Source organism: Aeribacillus composti (assembly GCF_007827555.1).
Lineage (GTDB): Bacteria > Bacillota > Bacilli > Bacillales > Aeribacillaceae > Aeribacillus > Aeribacillus composti.
Genome location: NZ_VISS01000011.1, coordinates 34,259 through 51,945, shown reverse-complemented (window position 1 = coordinate 51,945; position 17,687 = coordinate 34,259). Strand labels below are relative to the sequence as shown.

Genomic DNA, 17,687 nt, shown 5'->3' with positions numbered 1-17,687 from the left:
CTTTTCCTTCTGTATCCAGCCTAAAGCAATTTCATTTTATGATAGGAATGGATAAATGGCTGACCATGCATCCTCTTTTCCGTAACCAGTTTCTGCTGAAAAAAGAATAAGCGGATCATTTTTTTCCATTTTTAGCGTTTCTTTCACTACTTTTAAGTGTTTTTGCCATTTTCCTTTAGGAATTTTATCCGCCTTTGTGGCGACAATTACAGCAGGAATTCCATGATATTTTAAAAATTCGTACATCATGACATCATCAGATGTAGGTGCATGGCGGATGTCTATGATAAGAATACATGCTTTAAGCTGTTCTCTTTTGAGCAAATACGCTTCGATCATTTTCCCCCATTTTTCCCGCTCCCTTTTCGACACTTTGGCAAATCCATATCCGGGAACATCAACGAAATAAAATTGATCGTTAATTAAATAAAAGTTTAACGTTTGCGTTTTCCCAGGCTTTGAAGAGGTTCTCGCCAAATTTTTTCTATTGATCATTTTATTAATAAACGAAGATTTCCCGACGTTAGACCTTCCTGCCAGAGCGATTTCTGGAAAATCGGTTGATGGATATTGATCAGATTTAACCGCACTTATGACAATTTCTGCTTTTGTTACCTTCATTCTTTTTCTCCTGCCAATGCATGTTTTAATACTTCATCCATATGTGAGACAAGAACAAAAGTCAATTCTTTTCTCACGCTTTCTGGTATATCATCTAAATCCTTTTCATTTTCCTTCGGCAAAATAATTTTCTTTAAACCGGCACGATGGGCGCTTAATGTTTTTTCTTTTAAACCGCCTATCGGCAGAACGCGACCTCTTAAAGTAATTTCACCTGTCATTCCGACTTCTTTTCGAACCGGTCTTCCAGTTAATGCTGAAATAAGCGCCGTTGCCATCGTAATGCCTGCAGACGGTCCATCTTTTGGAACAGCTCCTTCAGGCACATGAATATGGATATCATATTGTTCGTGGAAATCTGGATCTATCTTTAGTTCTTTTGTTCTAGATCGAATATAGCTGAAAGCGGCTTGAGCCGATTCCTTCATGACATCTCCGAGCTTTCCGGTTAAAATCAGCTTGCCTTTACCCGGAGAGATGGACACTTCAATGGACAGCGTATCGCCGCCGACCGTCGTATATGCGAGACCGGTTGCCACACCGATTTGATCCTGCAATTCTGCCTGACCGTATCGAAACAATTTTTTGCCCAAAAAGTCTTCAAGAGTTTTAGCGGTTACAACAATTCTTTTTCTTTCACCTGTTACAATCGTTTTCGCTGCTTTTCGGCATATTGCTGCGATTTGGCGTTCTAACCCTCTTACCCCTGCTTCGCGCGTATAATAACGAATTATATTTAAAATTGCTTCTTCTCTTATTTGCAAGTGACCTTTTTTCAGTCCATGCTCTTTTAATTGTTTTGGAAGAAGATGATCTTTGGCGATATGAACTTTTTCTAATTCGGTATAACCGGCAATTGTGATAATTTCCATTCTGTCGCGCAGCGGACCTGGAATAGTTGCTAAATTATTGGCTGTCGCAATAAACATGACTTTTGATAAATCATATGGCTCTTCAATATAATGATCGCTGAAATTATGGTTTTGCTCCGGATCCAGCACTTCAAGAAGAGCAGCTGAAGGATCACCGCGAAAATCGCTGGACATTTTATCAATTTCATCCAGCAAAAATACCGGATTAATGGTTCCCGCTTTTTTCATCCCTTGAATGATCCGACCCGGCATCGCACCGACATATGTTCTTCTATGGCCTCTTATTTCCGATTCATCCCGAACGCCGCCAAGAGAAATTCGAACGAACTTTCTATTTAATGATTTTGCAACAGAACGGGCAAGAGATGTTTTCCCAACGCCAGGCGGTCCCACTAAACATAAAATAGGGCCCTTAAGCGAATTTGTTAATTTTTGCACTGCTAAATATTCAAGCACCCGTTCCTTTACTTTATCTAGTCCGTAATGCTCTTCATTTAAGATCACTTCCGCCAGCTTTATATCCAGTCTGTCCTCTGTTGCCTTGTTCCACGGCAAAGAAATAAGCCAGTCTAAGTAATTGCGGATCACCGCACTTTCAGCGGATGTTGAAGGGATTTTTTCATATCGGCTGAGCTCTTTCATAGCCGTTTTATAAACATGTTCCGGCATTCCCGATTTTTCGATTTTTTCAGTCAAATCTTCTATTTCGCCCGTTTTCCCTTCCTTTTCTCCGAGCTCTTTTTGAATGGCCTTCATTTGTTCGCGCAAATAATATTCTTTTTGCGTCCGTTCCATTGATTGACGGACCCGCTGGCCTATTTTCTTTTCAAGCTGCAGGACTTCCTTCTCATTATGGAGCATTTGAATAATTTTATTTAATCTTTCTTTCACATCAAATGTTTCTAATATTTCTTGCTTATCTTTCAGCTTGATCGGCAAGTGGGAAGCAATAATATCGGCCAATCTTCCCGGTTCATCTATATCCAAAACGGTTGCAAACGTCTCACTTGAAATTTTTTTAGACATTTTTATGTATTGCTCAAAATATTCAAGCGCAGTTCGCATCAAAGCTTCTTCTTCAACATCTTTTTGAAGCGGTTCTTCATAAGTATCAACTTGTACAGAAATATATGGTTCCTTGCTTTCAAAACTTTTGATTTCGCCTCTTTTTTGTCCCTCGACAAGCACGCGAATGGTGCCGTTCGGCAGTTTGAGCATTTGCTTAATTTTCGTCAGCGTTCCAATATGGTATAAATCATCCTCTTTTGGATCATCTATTGAAACTTCCTTTTGTGTTGTTAAAAATATCATATGATCATCCATCATCGCCTTCTCAAGCGCCTGTACAGATTTATCGCGTCCTACATCTAAATGTAGCACCATCGATGGATAAACTAACAAACCTCGAAGCGGTAGGAGGGGGACGATTCTATTCTCTTTTTTCGCCATATTTTTACACCTCCATCATGTGAAAAATAGATTATACAGCGTCCTTGTTCAATTCTATCCTATTCTTTCTGCACTGTCTATTTTCAAACTTATCTTTATTGAAAGGAATAAATAACTGCCTCAATAAAAATAAAGGTTCAGTGCCACGGCCTGAACCCTGTTAGGCATTTGGAATAAAGACTCTGCTTTAAACCGATTTTTTCTCTATGATTGTCTCTGGATAAATTTGCTCCGTTGGAGGATTGATGAGCGCACAATCTAACACTTCCTGAAAGCTTCGAACAGGAATAATTTCAATGTCTTCAATCGTTTTTAAAATTGACTGCATATTCTCCTCTGGTATGATCACTTTTTTTGCACCTGCCATCTTGGCAGCTTTTATTTTTGGAATAATTCCGCCAATCGGTTTTACATTCCCATGAATGCTGATCTCTCCAGTCATCGCAACGGTATTATCAACAGGAATTTTGTGGATGGCAGAAAAAATGCCGGTTGCCATCGCTATTCCTGCACTCGGTCCATCAACAGGTACCCCGCCGGGAAAGTTTACATGAATATCATAATCATGGGCATTAACTCCCATTGATCGTAACACTGTTATGACATTTTCAACGGAGCCTTTGGCCATGCTTTTTCTTTTGATGGATTTTCCGCGGTCGCCAATGTTTTCTTCTTCTACAATACCTGTAATGTTGATCGTTCCTTTTTCTTTTGCCGGAATAACCGTCACTTCCACCTCTAATAAAGAGCCGCTGTTTGGTCCGTAAACAGCAAGACCGTTCACCAGTCCAACTTTAGGTTCATTTCCAATTTTCTTTTCATATTTTGGTGTAAGCTGGCTGGAATGGACAATCCATTCAATATCTTCGACTTTCACTTCATTTCGGTCCTCGGTGATGGCAATTCCAGCAGCAATTTGCATCATATTGGCAATTTCTCTTCCATTGCGGGCATAAGAAGTTAAAATGGATATTCCTTTTTCTGAAATTTTTACATTTACTTTTTCAGCCGCTTTCCGAGCAACGACCGCGAGTTCATCGGCCGTTAAATCTCTAAAAAATACTTCAAGGCAGCGCGAGCGAATGGCGGGCGGTATTTCAGATGGTGTTCTTGTAGTTGCCCCGATCAAGCGAAAATCAGCCGGGAGACCGTTTTGGAAAATATCATGAATATGACTTGGAATTTGAGAATTTTCTTCACTATAATAGGCGCTTTCTAAAAAAACTTTTCGGTCTTCAAGTACTTTTAACAGTTTATTCATTTGAATGGGATGGAGTTCGCCAATTTCATCAATAAACAACACGCCGCCGTGTGCATGTGTCACTGCTCCTTGTTTCGGCTGTGGAATTCCGGCTTGTCCCATCGCCCCAGCACCTTGATAAATGGGATCATGAACAGAACCTATTAAAGGATCAGCTATTCCCCGTTCATCAAATCTCGCTGTTGTTGCATCCAATTCAACAAAAACAGCATTATGTTGAAAAGGAGACTTTTTATTTCTTTTCGCTTCTTCAAGAACGAGCCTTGCAGCAGCCGTTTTTCCTACACCAGGAGGTCCGTAAATAATAACATGCTGGGGATTCGGCCCGCATAAAGCTGCTTTTAATGCTTTGATGCCATCCTCCTGTCCGACGATGTCAGAAAAGCTTTTTGGACGAATTCGTTCTGAAAGCGGCTTTGATAATTGGATAGCTCTCATTTTTCTCAATTGTTCCATTTCTTTTTTCGACTCGCGGTCAATGGAAATTTTTTGCGTCCGCTGATTCCGCAATAAATTCCAAAAATAAAGACCGACAATGACTCCGAAAATTAATTGTATGAAAAGGGCAATCCCTGTCCAGTTCATCCTGAGTTTCCTCCTCAACAAATGTTTATCCCCTATTATCTCCTTTGCATATACGGATTAAACATATGTTGAGGACGGATTTTAATGAAAAGAAGGATCGAGTTGTATGAACTCGATCCTTCTTATTTTTATGAGAACAACTATCTTTTTACAAAAGCAAATTCAAGACTAAAAAGCCCGTCAAAACCTGTCTTATGCGGAAGTTTTCGTATCTTCATTTATAATGGTTCCATCATTTGCAATCAGCTTCGGAGGAATTTTTTCTCTTACAGTGTTTGCCGTGATGACACATTTTGTAATATCATCACGAGACGGCAATTCAAACATCACATCAAGCATAATGCCCTCAATGATAGAACGAAGGCCGCGCGCACCTGTTTTTCGTTCAATTGCTTTTTTCGCAATTTCTGATAATGCTTCTTCTTCAAATTCCAGCTCAACGCCATCTAGCTCGAGCATTTTTTGATATTGTTTAACAAGCGCGTTTTTCGGTTTTGTTAATATTTCGACAAGTGCTGCTTCATCAAGCGGTTCAAGGCTGGCAATGACAGGCAAACGCCCGATAAATTCCGGAATTAACCCGAATTTTAATAAATCCTCAGGTAGCACCTTTGAAAGCAGCTGCTTTTGATCAAGCTCTTTGTTTCGGCTATCTGCTCCAAATCCAATGACCTTTTGCCCTAATCTGCGCTTGATGATTTGCTCTATGCCGTCAAATGCTCCGCCGCAAATAAATAATATATTAGTCGTATCGATTTGGATAAATTCTTGATGCGGATGTTTTCTTCCGCCTTGTGGAGGAACACTTGCTACAGTTCCTTCCAAAATTTTCAGAAGTGCTTGTTGGACGCCTTCACCAGACACATCTCTTGTAATGGATGGATTTTCTGATTTTCTAGCAATTTTGTCAATCTCATCGATGTAAATAATTCCTTTTTCCGCTTTTTCCACATCGTAATCAGCAGCTTGGATTAGCTTCAGCAAAATATTTTCAACATCTTCCCCAACGTATCCAGCTTCCGTTAACGACGTTGCGTCAGCAATTGCAAATGGAACATTCAAAATGCGTGCAAGCGTTTGTGCAAGCAGCGTTTTTCCGCTTCCTGTCGGCCCGATTAACACAATATTACTTTTGGACAGCTCAACATCATCAATTTTATTGTTTGAATTAATCCGCTTATAATGGTTGTAAACTGCAACCGCCAAAGATTTTTTTGCCTGCTCCTGCCCGATTACATATTCATCTAAGATGCTGAGAATTTCTTTCGGTTTCGGAACATCCTTAAATTCAGCCTCTTCTTCCGTGCCAAGCTCCTCTTCTACAATTTCTGTGCAAAGTTCAATACATTCATCGCATATATAGACGCCAGGACCAGCAACCAGCTTTCTCACTTGATCTTGAGTTTTTCCGCAAAACGAACATTTTAACTGTCCCTTTTCATCGTTAAACTTAAACATGATATCACCCCTTAATTTCCTTCATTGCCTCCCCACCCATATATAAACCGCACGCATGAATCGGGGAACAATGCTTTTCAAACAAAAGAAAAGTATGTATCGCATTTTATCATAAAACAAAAGAAAAGCGGTAATGAAAAGTATGTATAGTTATGTGACAATTATTATGTACAGTTTCGAACGATTTAACGCTTTTCATTTTATAAAACAAGGCACGATCAAATCGCGCCTTGTTATCAACTTTATCAAAGATCATGATGTTCCTGTAACTATATTATGCAACATCTTTTCTATTTTCTACAAGAAAATCGACCGCTTTTTTAATTTTTAAATCTTCTTTTATTCCTTCTGTTGAACCGAGTGCTCTCTTAACGCTTTCAACTGGCATATTGTACATGTCAGCCATTTTTTGCAGCTCTTCATTTACTTCTTCTTCTGTCACATCAATGTTTTCAGCTTTCGCAATTGCTTCTAATGTTAAGTTATATTTCACGCGCTTTTCAGCGTCTTTTCTCATTTGTTCACGCAATTCTTCTTCGCTTTGGCCAGAGAATTGGTAATACAGTTCTAAGTTCAAGCCTTGCAATTGCAAGCGTTGTTGAAATTCATTCATCATTCTTTCAAGTTCATTGTCAATCATCACTTGCGGAATGTCCACTTCAACATTTTCTGCAGCTTTTTCAACAAGTTCATCACGAAGTTTATTTTCAGCTTGTGTGTTCTTTTGCTCTTCTAAACGCTCTCTAATTTTCGCCTTTAATTCTTCAAGTGTTTCAACCTCATCGTTTACATCTTTTGCAAATTCATCATCCAATGCAGGGAGTTCTTTCGTTTTGATTTCATGAATTTTCACTTTAAAGACAGCCGGTTTTCCAGCAAGCTTTTCCTCATGATATTCTTCAGGGAACGTTACTTCTACATCCTTTTCTTCGCCTGCTTCAAGCCCGATCAACTGATCTTCAAAACCAGGGATAAATGTGCCGGAGCCGACTTCCAAAGAATAATTCTCAGCTTTTCCGCCTTCAAACGCTTCGCCGTCAACAAAACCTTCGAAGTCGAGGACGACTGTATCTCCCTCTTCCACTTTTCCTTCTTCTTTCACAACCAATTCAGCATGCCGTTCTTGAAGCTGTTTTAATTCGTTTTCCACATCTTCATCCGTAACGGTTGTATCTTCTTTTTGGACATCCAAACCTTTATATTCGCCAAGTTTCACTTCTGGTTTGACCGTTACTTTAGCCGTAAAAATAAGCGGTTTATCTTTTTCAATTTGTTCAATATCAATTTCAGGACGGTCTACCGGTTCAATTCCAGCTTCTTCAACCGCTTTTGGGTAAACTTCTGGAAGCAAAATATCAAGCGCATCTTGATATAGCGCCTCAACACCGAATCTCTTTTCAAAAATAGGGCGCGGCACTCTTCCTTTTCGGAATCCTGGAACGGCTACATTTTTTACAACTTTTTTAAATGCTCGATCCAGCGCTTCTTTAAATGTTTGTGCATCTACTTCAACGGTTAAGACTCCTTCGTTTTTCTCTAATTTTTCCCATTTAACTGACATTTGTTTCCCTCCAACAATCTATAAATATTATTCGTGAGTACACGATAAAAATTTTTTATATGCCTTGTCCGTAAAGAAACAAGCCATAAAATAAATATGTCAAAAAAGGGTAATCGGCACCAATAGCAAGAAAGGTGCATACAAAAAATATACATTTTACAACCATTTTATTATACCATAGGATACAATCCTTTCAATAGGACTCTACCATCTAATGTTTGAAATTTCTTCAATTTGTCTAATTTTATCGCAAACTGAAATAAACTCAGCACTTTTTATGTTGTAAATCCGCTCAACTTCCGTCAGCTTGATGACGATCCCAAAAATTTCGTAGCCAACGTAATGAAGCGCTGCTGCCCAAATATTTGCATTTTCCGGTTTAGGATGAAAAGGATACATGACATATAAATGACGAATCCATATATCTTTTACAGCTTCGAAAAGGGTTGGATTTTCATTTCCTAAAAAATCGTCCAAAAGATTGAGCACTTTTTTGGCAAACGTCATTTCTAATAAATCTTGAAGATGGATAGGATTTACAGCGGTAGTTTCCCCGAATTTCTCAACGGTCATTATTCGTGCTATTTCATGATCTCGCAATATTTGCAGCAGCATTGTTTTCACAACCGGATGGACCGTTTTTGACTGAAGCATCTCTTCAATCGTATGTAAATTTTTTTTAACATTATTATTATTTTTGATCGAATGTATGTAGGAAATTTGCTTGTCCAGCCTGCTGAAAAGATCATCGTCATTCGGTTCTGGACTGATTTGCTCTTCGCTCATCCTCCGGCTAAAATGAAGCAGCTTGTAAAACTGTTCTGCATGTGCTGCCGGAAGTTTATTTTCTTCCAAAACCGCTTCAATCGTCGTTTTTACCTCATCATATTGTCCAAGCTGTACTAAAATCGTTAAATACATCTGCAATATTTCAAAATAATTTCCTTTTGCTTCGTGAAGCATTTTTTTACAAATTTGTTTTGCTTCCTGATATTCTCCAAGCTCCATTAAGCATAAAGCAATTCCTATTTCAATATCAGGGTGATTTGAATTCCAAGATCTCGCCTCTAAAAAAAGGTCAAGCGCTTGTTCAAATTGTTTATTATGTAACGCATTCATTCCTTTTTCAATCAATCGTTCTTTAAGTCGGGGAAAGGGAATGATTTTTCCATTCGCTTTTTTCATTGTAGAAAACCTCTTTATGATTTTGCTACAAGTTTACCAGCTGGGCAACGAGAAAACAAGAATCAAAAGAAAAAGCGGAGGATGCAATCATCATCCCCACGCTTTTGCCTTTTGTTCAAATTGGCTGATCTGCTCTTCATATAATAATGTAAATCCTATTTCGTCGCGTCCATTTAAAAGCATTTCCTTCCAATGCTCATTAATGTCAAAATGAAACTCAAATCCTTCTTGATCAAATACTTTTTGCTGCTCTAAATCAATCGTGCATTCGTACACATTTCCTTCCGCTTTTTTGAGCAATGTTTCAAACACTTCTTCATTGACCCGTATCGGCAGGATTCCATTTTTTAAACAGTTTTGATAAAAAATATCTGCGAAGCTAGGCGCGATAATTGCGCGGAAACCAAAGTCTGCTAAAGCCCATGGAGCATGCTCTCTTGATGAACCGCAACCAAAATTTTCGCCAGCCAGCAAAATTTGTGCGCCTTTGTAGGCTGGCTGATTTAACTCGAATTGTGGATTTTCCTCACCATTATCTAAATATCTCCAATCAAAAAAAGCAAATCTTCCATAACCTGTCCGTTCAATTCGTTTTAAAAATTGTTTCGGAATGATTTGGTCCGTATCCACATTTGTTCTATTTAATACTGCAATATGGCTAGTTAATGTTGTAAAAGGCTGCATGCTGCTTCTTCCCTCCTCATTTTACTGCTTCAAGCTTCTCTGTCCGAATATCAACAAACTTACCATAAATTGCTGCCACTGCTGCCATTGCAGGACTCACTAAGTGAGTTCTTGCCCCTTTCCCTTGACGTCCTTCAAAGTTGCGGTTGGAAGTAGACGCACATCGTTTTCCAGGAGGCACGACATCGTTATTCATGCTTAAACACATGCTGCATCCAGAATCTCTCCATTCAAAACCAGCATTGATGAAAATTTCATGCAATCCTTCTTGTTCTGCTGCTTGTTTTACTTTTTGGGAGCCTGGAACTACGATCGCTTTCACATTTGGAGCAACCTTTCGTCCTTTAATTACATTCGCCGCTGCACGCAAATCAGTTAGTCTTGAGTTTGTACATGATCCAATGAATACATAATCGATTTCAATGTCTTGAATGTTCGTTCCCGGTTCAAGTCCCATGTACTCATACGCCCGTTTGAAGGAAGCTGCTTCATTTTCATTGCGTGCATCCTCAAGTGTCGGAATCGAATGGTCAACAGGCAGCACCATGCTTGGATTTGTACCCCAGGTAACCATCGGTGCGATGTCTTCCCCGCGGATTTCAATCGTTTTATCAAATGTAGCTCCTGGATCAGATCTTAAAGATTTCCAGTAAGCAACTGCTTTTTCGAACTCTTCCCCTTTCGGAGCATATTTTCTTCCTTTTATATAATTAAAGGTTGTTTCATCCGGAGCTATTAAACCGGCGCGGGCACCTGCTTCGATTGACATATTGCAAATGGTCATCCGTTCATCCATTGATAAGCTTTCAATCACTTCACCCGAATATTCAATAACATAGCCTGTACCGAAATCAACACCAAATTTTCCAATAATGTAAAGGATGACGTCTTTGGCCGTGACTCCTTCTGACAAAGATCCTGTCACTTTCACTTGCAAAGTTTTCGGACGGTGCTGCCATAATGTTTGAGTGGCCAAAACGTGTTCTACTTCACTTGTTCCGATTCCAAATGCCAGCGCCCCAAAAGCGCCGTGTGTCGATGTATGGCTGTCTCCGCATACAATAGTCTTTCCTGGAAGAGTAAGCCCTAATTCCGGACCGATAACATGGACAATTCCTTGATCATCGCTGTCTAGTCCTGCCAGAGTAATTCCAAATTCTTGGCAGTTTCTTTCTAAAGCACTTATTTGGTTTTTAGCTACATCATCTTCAATGACAAAGCGGTTCACGGTTGGGATATTATGATCCATTGTGGCAAAGGTTAGATCAGGACGTCTCACTTTCCGTCCGTTTTGTCTCAATCCTTCAAAAGCTTGCGGTGATGTAACTTCATGTATGAGATGAAGGTCAATATAAAGCAGATCCGGTTTTCCCTCTTCCCTCACGACCACATGATCATCCCAGATTTTTTCTATTATGTTTCGAGGCTTCATTTTCTTTTTCCCCCTATTTCCTGTTTTGTATCTATTAAGAAAACGGTGAGCTTCTCCTGCCGGAAAAGCCCACACCCCCCCATTTTATTCGTAGGAATCGATAATATTTAATAGTGCATAATCGTTCGCAAGCACTTCTTTGATTTCTTCCACCATTTCAGTTGTATGAATAAATGCACCTTCATTATTTGTTAAATCTCTCGTGCACTTTCCGGAATCCAACACATGTTTAACCGCTTTTTCAATGGCTCTAGCTTCTTCATGAAGATCAAAGGAATAGCGGAGCATGAGCGCACCAGATAAGATCATTCCGACAGGGTTTGCCAGGTTTTGGCCAGCAATGTCAGGAGCTGATCCATGCACCGGTTCATATAAGTGCAATCCACTGTTTGATAAGCTTGCTGAAGGAAGCATGCCCAACGATCCAGTGATCATAGATGCTTCATCGCTTAAAATGTCACCGAACATATTTTCCGTTACAATCACATCAAACTGGCTTGGCATGCGGATCAATTGCATGGCCGCATTATCAACAAGCATATGCTCCAATGTGACATCAGGGTATTTTGAAGCCAATTCTTCGGCAATTTCACGCCAAAGCTTGCTAGTTGTAAGCACGTTTGCCTTATCAACAGACGTTACTTTTCCTCGGCGTTTTTGCGCCATTTGAAAAGCTGTTTCCAAAATGCGTTCAATTTCTTTCCGTTTATAAAAAAGCGTGTCAACCGCTGCTTCTTCTCCGTCTGAAACGATTCTTTCACTCGGTTTCCCGAAATAAAGTCCGCTTGTCAATTCGCGTACAATCACCAAGTCAACATCTTCTATTTTTTCTCCCTTTAACGGAGATATTTCTTGAAGGGCTTTATAAGTTTGAACAGGGCGGATATTTGCAAATAAGTCCAACTCTTTTCGAATGCCTAGCAATCCTTTTTCCGGACGGAGTTCAGGAAGATTTTTATCCCATTTCGGACCGCCTACAGCTCCTAATAAAACCGCATCGCTTGAACGACATAATTCAATCGTTTCTTCAGGAAGAGGTGTCCCGCACTTATCTATCGCTTCTCCGCCAATTAAGCCGAATTCAAATTCAAAATCATGTTTGTAATATTGTCCAATAGCCTTTAAAACCTCAATAGCTCCGTTCGCTACTTCTTTTCCAATGCCGTCTCCCGGCAAAACAGCGATTTTTTTCTTCATCACGTTCCACCCCTTTCATGATTTTATACAGTCGCCTGATGTTTTTCCTTCGCTGTATGTTTGAGTAATATCGCCCTGTTGACAGCATTTAGATAGGCTTTGGCAGATGCTTCAAGCACATCCTGGGCAATGCCGCGTCCTCCCATTTCAATTCCGTCCACGTTAACTTTTACATATACTTGCGCTAACGCATCGCGTCCTCCTGAATTAGATTGGATTCGGTAGTCCAGCAAAGTGACGGACTGCTTCAAACAGCGCTCTAACGTATTGTAAATAGCTTCTACGCTTCCATTTCCTGTCGCAGCCTCTTGAATTTCCTCGTTTTCTTTCGTTTTCAGCGTCACAGTGGCAGACGGGACTCCAGTCGTACCATATGTTACCTGCAGCGCCGCAAGTTCATATGTTCCTTCTTCACCTGTTAATTGTTCTTCTAATACAAGAGCTACAAGATCATCTTCCGTCAATTCTTTTTTCTTTTCAGAAAGTTCCTTAAAAGCAGTGAATAAACGATTTGTCGCTTCTTCATCCATTGTAAAGCCTAATTCCTTGAGCTTTACCCGAAATGCGTGACGACCAGAATGTTTTCCTAATACTAAACTGTTGGACTGTACCCCAACAAGTTCAGGAGATATGATCTCATATGTTGTTTTTTCTTTCAGCACACCGTCTTGATGTATGCCAGATTCATGGGCAAAAGCGTTTTTCCCGACGATCGCTTTGTTTGGCGGAACTATCATTCCTGTCAATTTGCTCACTAAATCACTTGTTCTCTTAATTTCATTTAAGCGGATGTTTGTTTCAACTTTGTAATAGTCTTTTCGAATGTACAGAGCGACAGCCACTTCCTCTAAAGCTGAATTGCCCGCACGCTCTCCAATTCCGTTAATCGTACCTTCAATTTGCCCTGCTCCATGTTCTACAGCGCTGAGAGCGTTCGCTACTGCCATTCCTAAATCGTCGTGGCAATGAGCGGACAAAATGACTTGATCAATGTTTTTCACATTTTGTTTTAAATATTCAAATATTTTGCCATATTCAATCGGAGTGATATAGCCTACAGTATCAGGAATATTGATGACTTTCGCGCCGGCTTCAATCACTTTTTCAACAATTTCCGCCAAAAAATCGAGTTCAGTGCGGCAGGCATCCTCTGCAGACCATTGTATAATAGGGAAAAATTTCGCTGCATATTTGACGGATTCTACTGCACGCTCGATCACTTGCTCCTTCGTCATTTTCAATTTATATTCCCGATGAACAGGCGATGTTGCAATAAACGTATGAAGTCTTGGCTCCGCCCCGTCTTTCAATGCTTCCCACGCCGCATCGATATCTCCTTTAACAGATCTCGCCAATCCTGTAACAGAAGAATTTTTGATTGTTCTGGCAATTTCCTGTACTGAGCGAAAATCTCCTGGAGAGGAGGCAGGAAAGCCTGCCTCAATAATGTCCATTCCAACTCGTTCCAGCTGTTTTGCGATTTCTAATTTTTCTTTTAAGTTTAGGTTTACTCCAGCGGATTGCTCGCCATCTCTTAAGGTTGTGTCAAAAAAGTTAATTTTTCGCACCAGTTACCACCGCTTCCTTATTTTTAGGCTTTACAAACGGCATCATGTCTCTTAACACTCTTCCGACCTGTTCAATTTGATGCTCATTTTCACGATTGTTGATCGCGTTAAACTGTGGTCTTCCTACTTGGTTTTCCAAAATCCATTCTTTCGCAAATTTTCCAGTTTGAATATCATTCAATACAGCTTTCATGTTTTCTTTTACATGCGCATCGATTACGCGCGGTCCAGATACGAAATCACCCCATTGAGCTGTATCGGAAATGGAGTATCTCATGTTGGAAAGTCCGCCTTCATACAGTAAATCCACAATTAATTTTAGTTCGTGCAAACATTCAAAATATGCAACTTCAGGCTTGTAACCTGCTTCAACAAGCGTTTCAAATCCAGCTTTCACAAGGGATGTTAACCCGCCGCAAAGAACTGCTTGCTCACCGAAAAGATCCGTTTCTGTTTCTTCTTTAAACGTTGTTTCAAGAACGCCGGCACGTGCGGATCCGATTGCTTTTGCATATGCTAAAGCCAATTCTTTCGCTTGACCTGTTACATTTTGCTCAACAGCAATCAATGCCGGAACCCCAGCTCCTTCAGTGTAAGTTCTTCGCACAAGATGACCTGGGCCTTTAGGTGCAACTAAAAATACATCCACATCGCTTGGCGGAACAATTTGATTAAAATGAACGTTAAATCCATGGGCAAATACGAGAGCATTTCCTGCTTTTAGTCCCGGCTTCACTTCATTTTCATAAAGCTCTCTTTGCTTTTCATCCGGAACAAGCACCATAATAATGTCTGCTTCTTCAACAGCTTCACGAACTGTTTTAACTTCCAATCCATCCTCTTGAGCTTTTTCAAATGATTTACCTTTTCTAACGCCAACTACTACATCTACGCCGCTTTCTTTTAAATTTAAAGCATGCGCGTGACCTTGAGAACCATATCCTAAAATCGCTACTTTCTTCCCTTCTAATACAGCTCCGTTAATATCTCCGTTATAGTATACTTTTGTCATTTGTACATCTCCCTTTCTTAAATGTTTTACTATATTTAAAAATGTATTAGACGATTGAAAAAGTTTTTTCGGACTGCTGCAGCTTTTGTGTACCGCGAGGAAAAGCTGTCAGTCCTGTTCTTGCTATTTCCTTGATGCCGTACGGTTTCAATAAGTCAATCAGCGCTTCAATTTTGTTCGGCTCACCTGTTACCTGTACGACAACGCTGTCTCTGCTAACATCAATGATCGATGCGCGAAACGGTTCGATCACACCGTATATTTCCATTCTTGTCGATGGATTTGCAACAACTTTAATTAATGCTAGTTCTCTTGCAACAATTGATTGATTTGTGATATCCATCACTTTCAACACATCAATTTGCTTATTTAATTGCTTTGTAATTTGTTCAATTTCTTTTTCTTCTTTAACATTTACAACAAATGTAATTCGCGAAACGCCTTCTATTTCCGAATGGCCGACAGAAATGCTTTCGATATTATAGTGTCTTTTCGTAAACAGGCCAGTAATTCGGTTTAAAACTCCTGATCTATTCATGACAGTCAGCGTAATGATTCGCTTCATTTCTTTATCCCCACCATTTCATTCAGTCCTTTGCCAGGAGCAATCATTGGATATACGTTTTCTTCCGGTGCTACGACGATTTCAATCAGCTCCGGCTCTCTGTTTGCAAAGCTTTTTTCCAACACTGTCTTAAGATTTTGATGATTTTGGATTCTTACTCCTTTTATTCCAAACGCTTCTGCCAATTTAATAAAATCAGGCTGCGTTTGAAAGACGGAATGAGAATAACGTTTTTCATAAAAGAGCTCTTGCCATTGGCGAACCATACCGAGCGAATTGTTGTTCAAAACGATTACTTTGATTGGCAAATTGTGCTCTTTGATTACCGCAAGCTCTTGGAAGGTCATTTGGAACCCTCCATCTCCCAATATCGCGACAACCGTTCTGTTGCGGTCAGCAAATTGCGCGCCGATAGCTGAAGGGAGTCCAAAGCCCATCGTTCCAAGTCCGCCCGATGTCACCCATCTGTTTGGCGAATTAAAGCGATAATATTGCGCAGCCCACATTTGATGCTGGCCTACATCTGTTGTAACAATTGCTTCTCCTTTTGTTTGTTTATAAATTTCTTCGATCACTTCTTGAGGTTTGATTTCATTTTCAGATTTTTCATACCATAATGGATATTCTTTTTTATATTCAGCAAGATGCTGAATCCACTCTTGATGATCGCCTTTATTTCCTTCCTGCTCGATCAAAAGCTTCAATACTTGTTTCGCATCGCCGACAATCGGAATTTGTGTGGGAACATTTTTACCAATTTCGGCAGGATCAATGTCAATATGTGCTACAGTTGCATTAGGCGCAAAATGTTTAAGATTTCCTGTTACTCTGTCATCAAAGCGGGCTCCGATGCTAATCAATAAGTCGCATTCATAAAGAGCCATGTTAGCCGCGTATGTTCCATGCATTCCTGCCATTCCTAAAAATAGAGGATGATCCGCTGGGAAACTTCCTAATCCAAGTAGAGTGTTTGTGATCGGAATTTGCTGCTGTTCAACATATTCTCTCAGTTCATTCGCAGCATTGGCATGGAGAACGCCGGCACCAGCTAAAATCACCGGTTTTTTTGCACTGCTGACCGATTCCACCAGCCTGCGGATTTGCAAGTAATTCGGCTCTAATTTCGGCTGGTAGCCGGGCAATGACAATTCCATATCATATTCGAAATTGCCTTCCGCCTGTGAAATATCTTTTGGAATATCGATCAATACAGGTCCTGGTCTTCCAGTTGTTGCGATATGAAACGCTTCTTTAACAATTCTCGGTAAATCATTTATATCCCGAACTTGATAATTATGTTTTGTAACGGGCATGGTAATTCCGATCACATCTGCTTCTTGGAAAGCATCAGAACCGATCACAGTTGTTGCTACTTGCCCTGTAAAGACGACGAGCGGCAAAGAATCAATTAATGCATCCGCAAGCCCTGTCACTAAGTTGGTTGCACCAGGTCCTGAAGTGGCAATGACGACACCCGGTTTTCCGGATATACGTGCATATCCTTCAGCAGCATGGATTCCTCCTTGCTCGTGTCTTGTTAAGACGTGAAAGACTCCAGAATTATATAGCTTATCATATATTGGCAAAACGGCTCCACCGGGATAGCCGAAAATGACTTCTACATTTTCCCTTTTTAAGGCTTCGATGAGCATTTCCGACCCCGTCATGGTTGTTGTTGTACATTTGGTTTTCAACTCATCCAACTGTACATTCGCAGTCATGAATATATCCTCCTTTTAAACAGATGTGATAGAATTTTTAGATAATGAAAAACCTTCCCGCCCCTATGAAACCCACTTATAGCAGGCCAAAGGGGCGAGAAGGTTGAATTCCCGCGGTACCACCCTTCTTCGTGATCAAATCGATCACCTCATGAACGGAATATCCGTTCTTTTCCTAACGAGTGCATTGGGATGCACCCGGCCAATCCTACTCGCTGTCCGCTTTCGAAAAGGCACTCGGAGGCGAGTTCATCCTTGGTGATAACGCCGGTTTTCAGCTCCCCCGGCTCTCTGGAGTTATCTTAACCAAAGATTACTAATCCTCTTCATCGTTTTCATCTATAAATTTTTACATTCAATCCTTATACGAAAATTTATGTTTGAGCCTTATAATACGCTGATTTTTCAAAAGTGTCAACACCATTTTTATGAATTATTTGATTATTTTTATGAAACAGTTTTTTGGCAACGTTTACAAACTTATTATTTCAACATTTTATAATACAATGAAAATTT

13 protein-coding genes and 1 other annotated feature are annotated in these 17,687 nt (G+C 40.1%); all 13 genes read right to left on the bottom strand.

What is annotated here, in order from left to right; genetic code table 11:
* Positions 1-36 precede the first annotated feature (36 nt).
* Positions 37-621, bottom strand: coding sequence for a ribosome biogenesis GTP-binding protein YihA/YsxC (gene yihA, locus FB379_RS07445; RefSeq protein ID WP_063387465.1), 585 nt, complete (start codon positions 619-621; stop codon positions 37-39).
* Positions 618-2,942 (bottom strand): endopeptidase La, encoded by a 2,325-nt coding sequence (lon, locus tag FB379_RS07440; protein WP_066249767.1) that lies wholly within the window; start codon positions 2,940-2,942, stop codon positions 618-620. Before lon ends, yihA begins: the two co-directional genes overlap by 4 nt.
* A gap of 187 nt (positions 2,943-3,129) precedes the next feature.
* Positions 3,130-4,788 carry an ATP-dependent protease LonB gene (gene lonB / locus FB379_RS07435; RefSeq protein WP_063387463.1) on the bottom strand — a complete coding sequence of 553 codons (1,659 nt, stop codon included), beginning with the start codon at positions 4,786-4,788 and terminating at the stop codon, positions 3,130-3,132.
* 192 nt (positions 4,789-4,980) lie between these two features.
* The gene (gene clpX, locus FB379_RS07430) at positions 4,981-6,246 is read right to left on the bottom strand and encodes an ATP-dependent protease ATP-binding subunit ClpX (protein WP_066249773.1); all 1,266 of its coding nucleotides are present in this window, start codon (positions 6,244-6,246) and stop codon (positions 4,981-4,983) included.
* 274 nt (positions 6,247-6,520) lie between these two features.
* Positions 6,521-7,807: a trigger factor gene (tig, locus tag FB379_RS07425; RefSeq protein ID WP_063387461.1), complete on the bottom strand. Its 1,287-nt coding sequence runs from the start codon at positions 7,805-7,807 to the stop codon at positions 6,521-6,523.
* 204 nt (positions 7,808-8,011) lie between these two features.
* The gene (locus FB379_RS07420; protein ID WP_063387460.1) at positions 8,012-8,992 is read right to left on the bottom strand and encodes a tetratricopeptide repeat protein; all 981 of its coding nucleotides are present in this window, start codon (positions 8,990-8,992) and stop codon (positions 8,012-8,014) included.
* Between the two features lie 90 nt (positions 8,993-9,082).
* Positions 9,083-9,676 carry a 3-isopropylmalate dehydratase small subunit gene (gene leuD, locus FB379_RS07415; protein ID WP_144597673.1) on the bottom strand — a complete coding sequence of 198 codons (594 nt, stop codon included), beginning with the start codon at positions 9,674-9,676 and terminating at the stop codon, positions 9,083-9,085.
* 16 nt (positions 9,677-9,692) lie between these two features.
* Complete coding sequence (gene leuC, locus FB379_RS07410) at positions 9,693-11,108, bottom strand: 3-isopropylmalate dehydratase large subunit (RefSeq protein WP_063387458.1); 1,416 nt, start codon at positions 11,106-11,108, stop codon at positions 9,693-9,695.
* A gap of 84 nt (positions 11,109-11,192) precedes the next feature.
* Positions 11,193-12,305: a 3-isopropylmalate dehydrogenase gene (gene leuB / locus FB379_RS07405; RefSeq protein WP_063387457.1), complete on the bottom strand. Its 1,113-nt coding sequence runs from the start codon at positions 12,303-12,305 to the stop codon at positions 11,193-11,195.
* A gap of 23 nt (positions 12,306-12,328) precedes the next feature.
* Entirely contained in the window at positions 12,329-13,873 is a 1,545-nt protein-coding gene (locus FB379_RS07400; protein WP_063387456.1) for a 2-isopropylmalate synthase, read from the bottom strand.
* Positions 13,860-14,918, bottom strand: a complete 1,059-nt coding sequence (gene ilvC / locus FB379_RS07395) for a ketol-acid reductoisomerase (protein WP_257790183.1) — start codon at positions 14,916-14,918, stop codon at positions 13,860-13,862. Before ilvC ends, FB379_RS07400 begins: the two co-directional genes overlap by 14 nt.
* Positions 14,919-14,931: 13 nt before the next feature.
* Positions 14,932-15,450 carry an acetolactate synthase small subunit gene (gene ilvN / locus FB379_RS07390; protein WP_144597671.1) on the bottom strand — a complete coding sequence of 173 codons (519 nt, stop codon included), beginning with the start codon at positions 15,448-15,450 and terminating at the stop codon, positions 14,932-14,934.
* Positions 15,447-17,171, bottom strand: coding sequence for an acetolactate synthase large subunit (gene ilvB, locus FB379_RS07385; protein ID WP_063387453.1), 1,725 nt, complete (start codon positions 17,169-17,171; stop codon positions 15,447-15,449). Before ilvB ends, ilvN begins: the two co-directional genes overlap by 4 nt.
* Before the next feature lie 87 nt (positions 17,172-17,258).
* Positions 17,259-17,510, bottom strand: a binding site (T-box leader).
* Positions 17,511-17,687 lie beyond the last annotated feature (177 nt).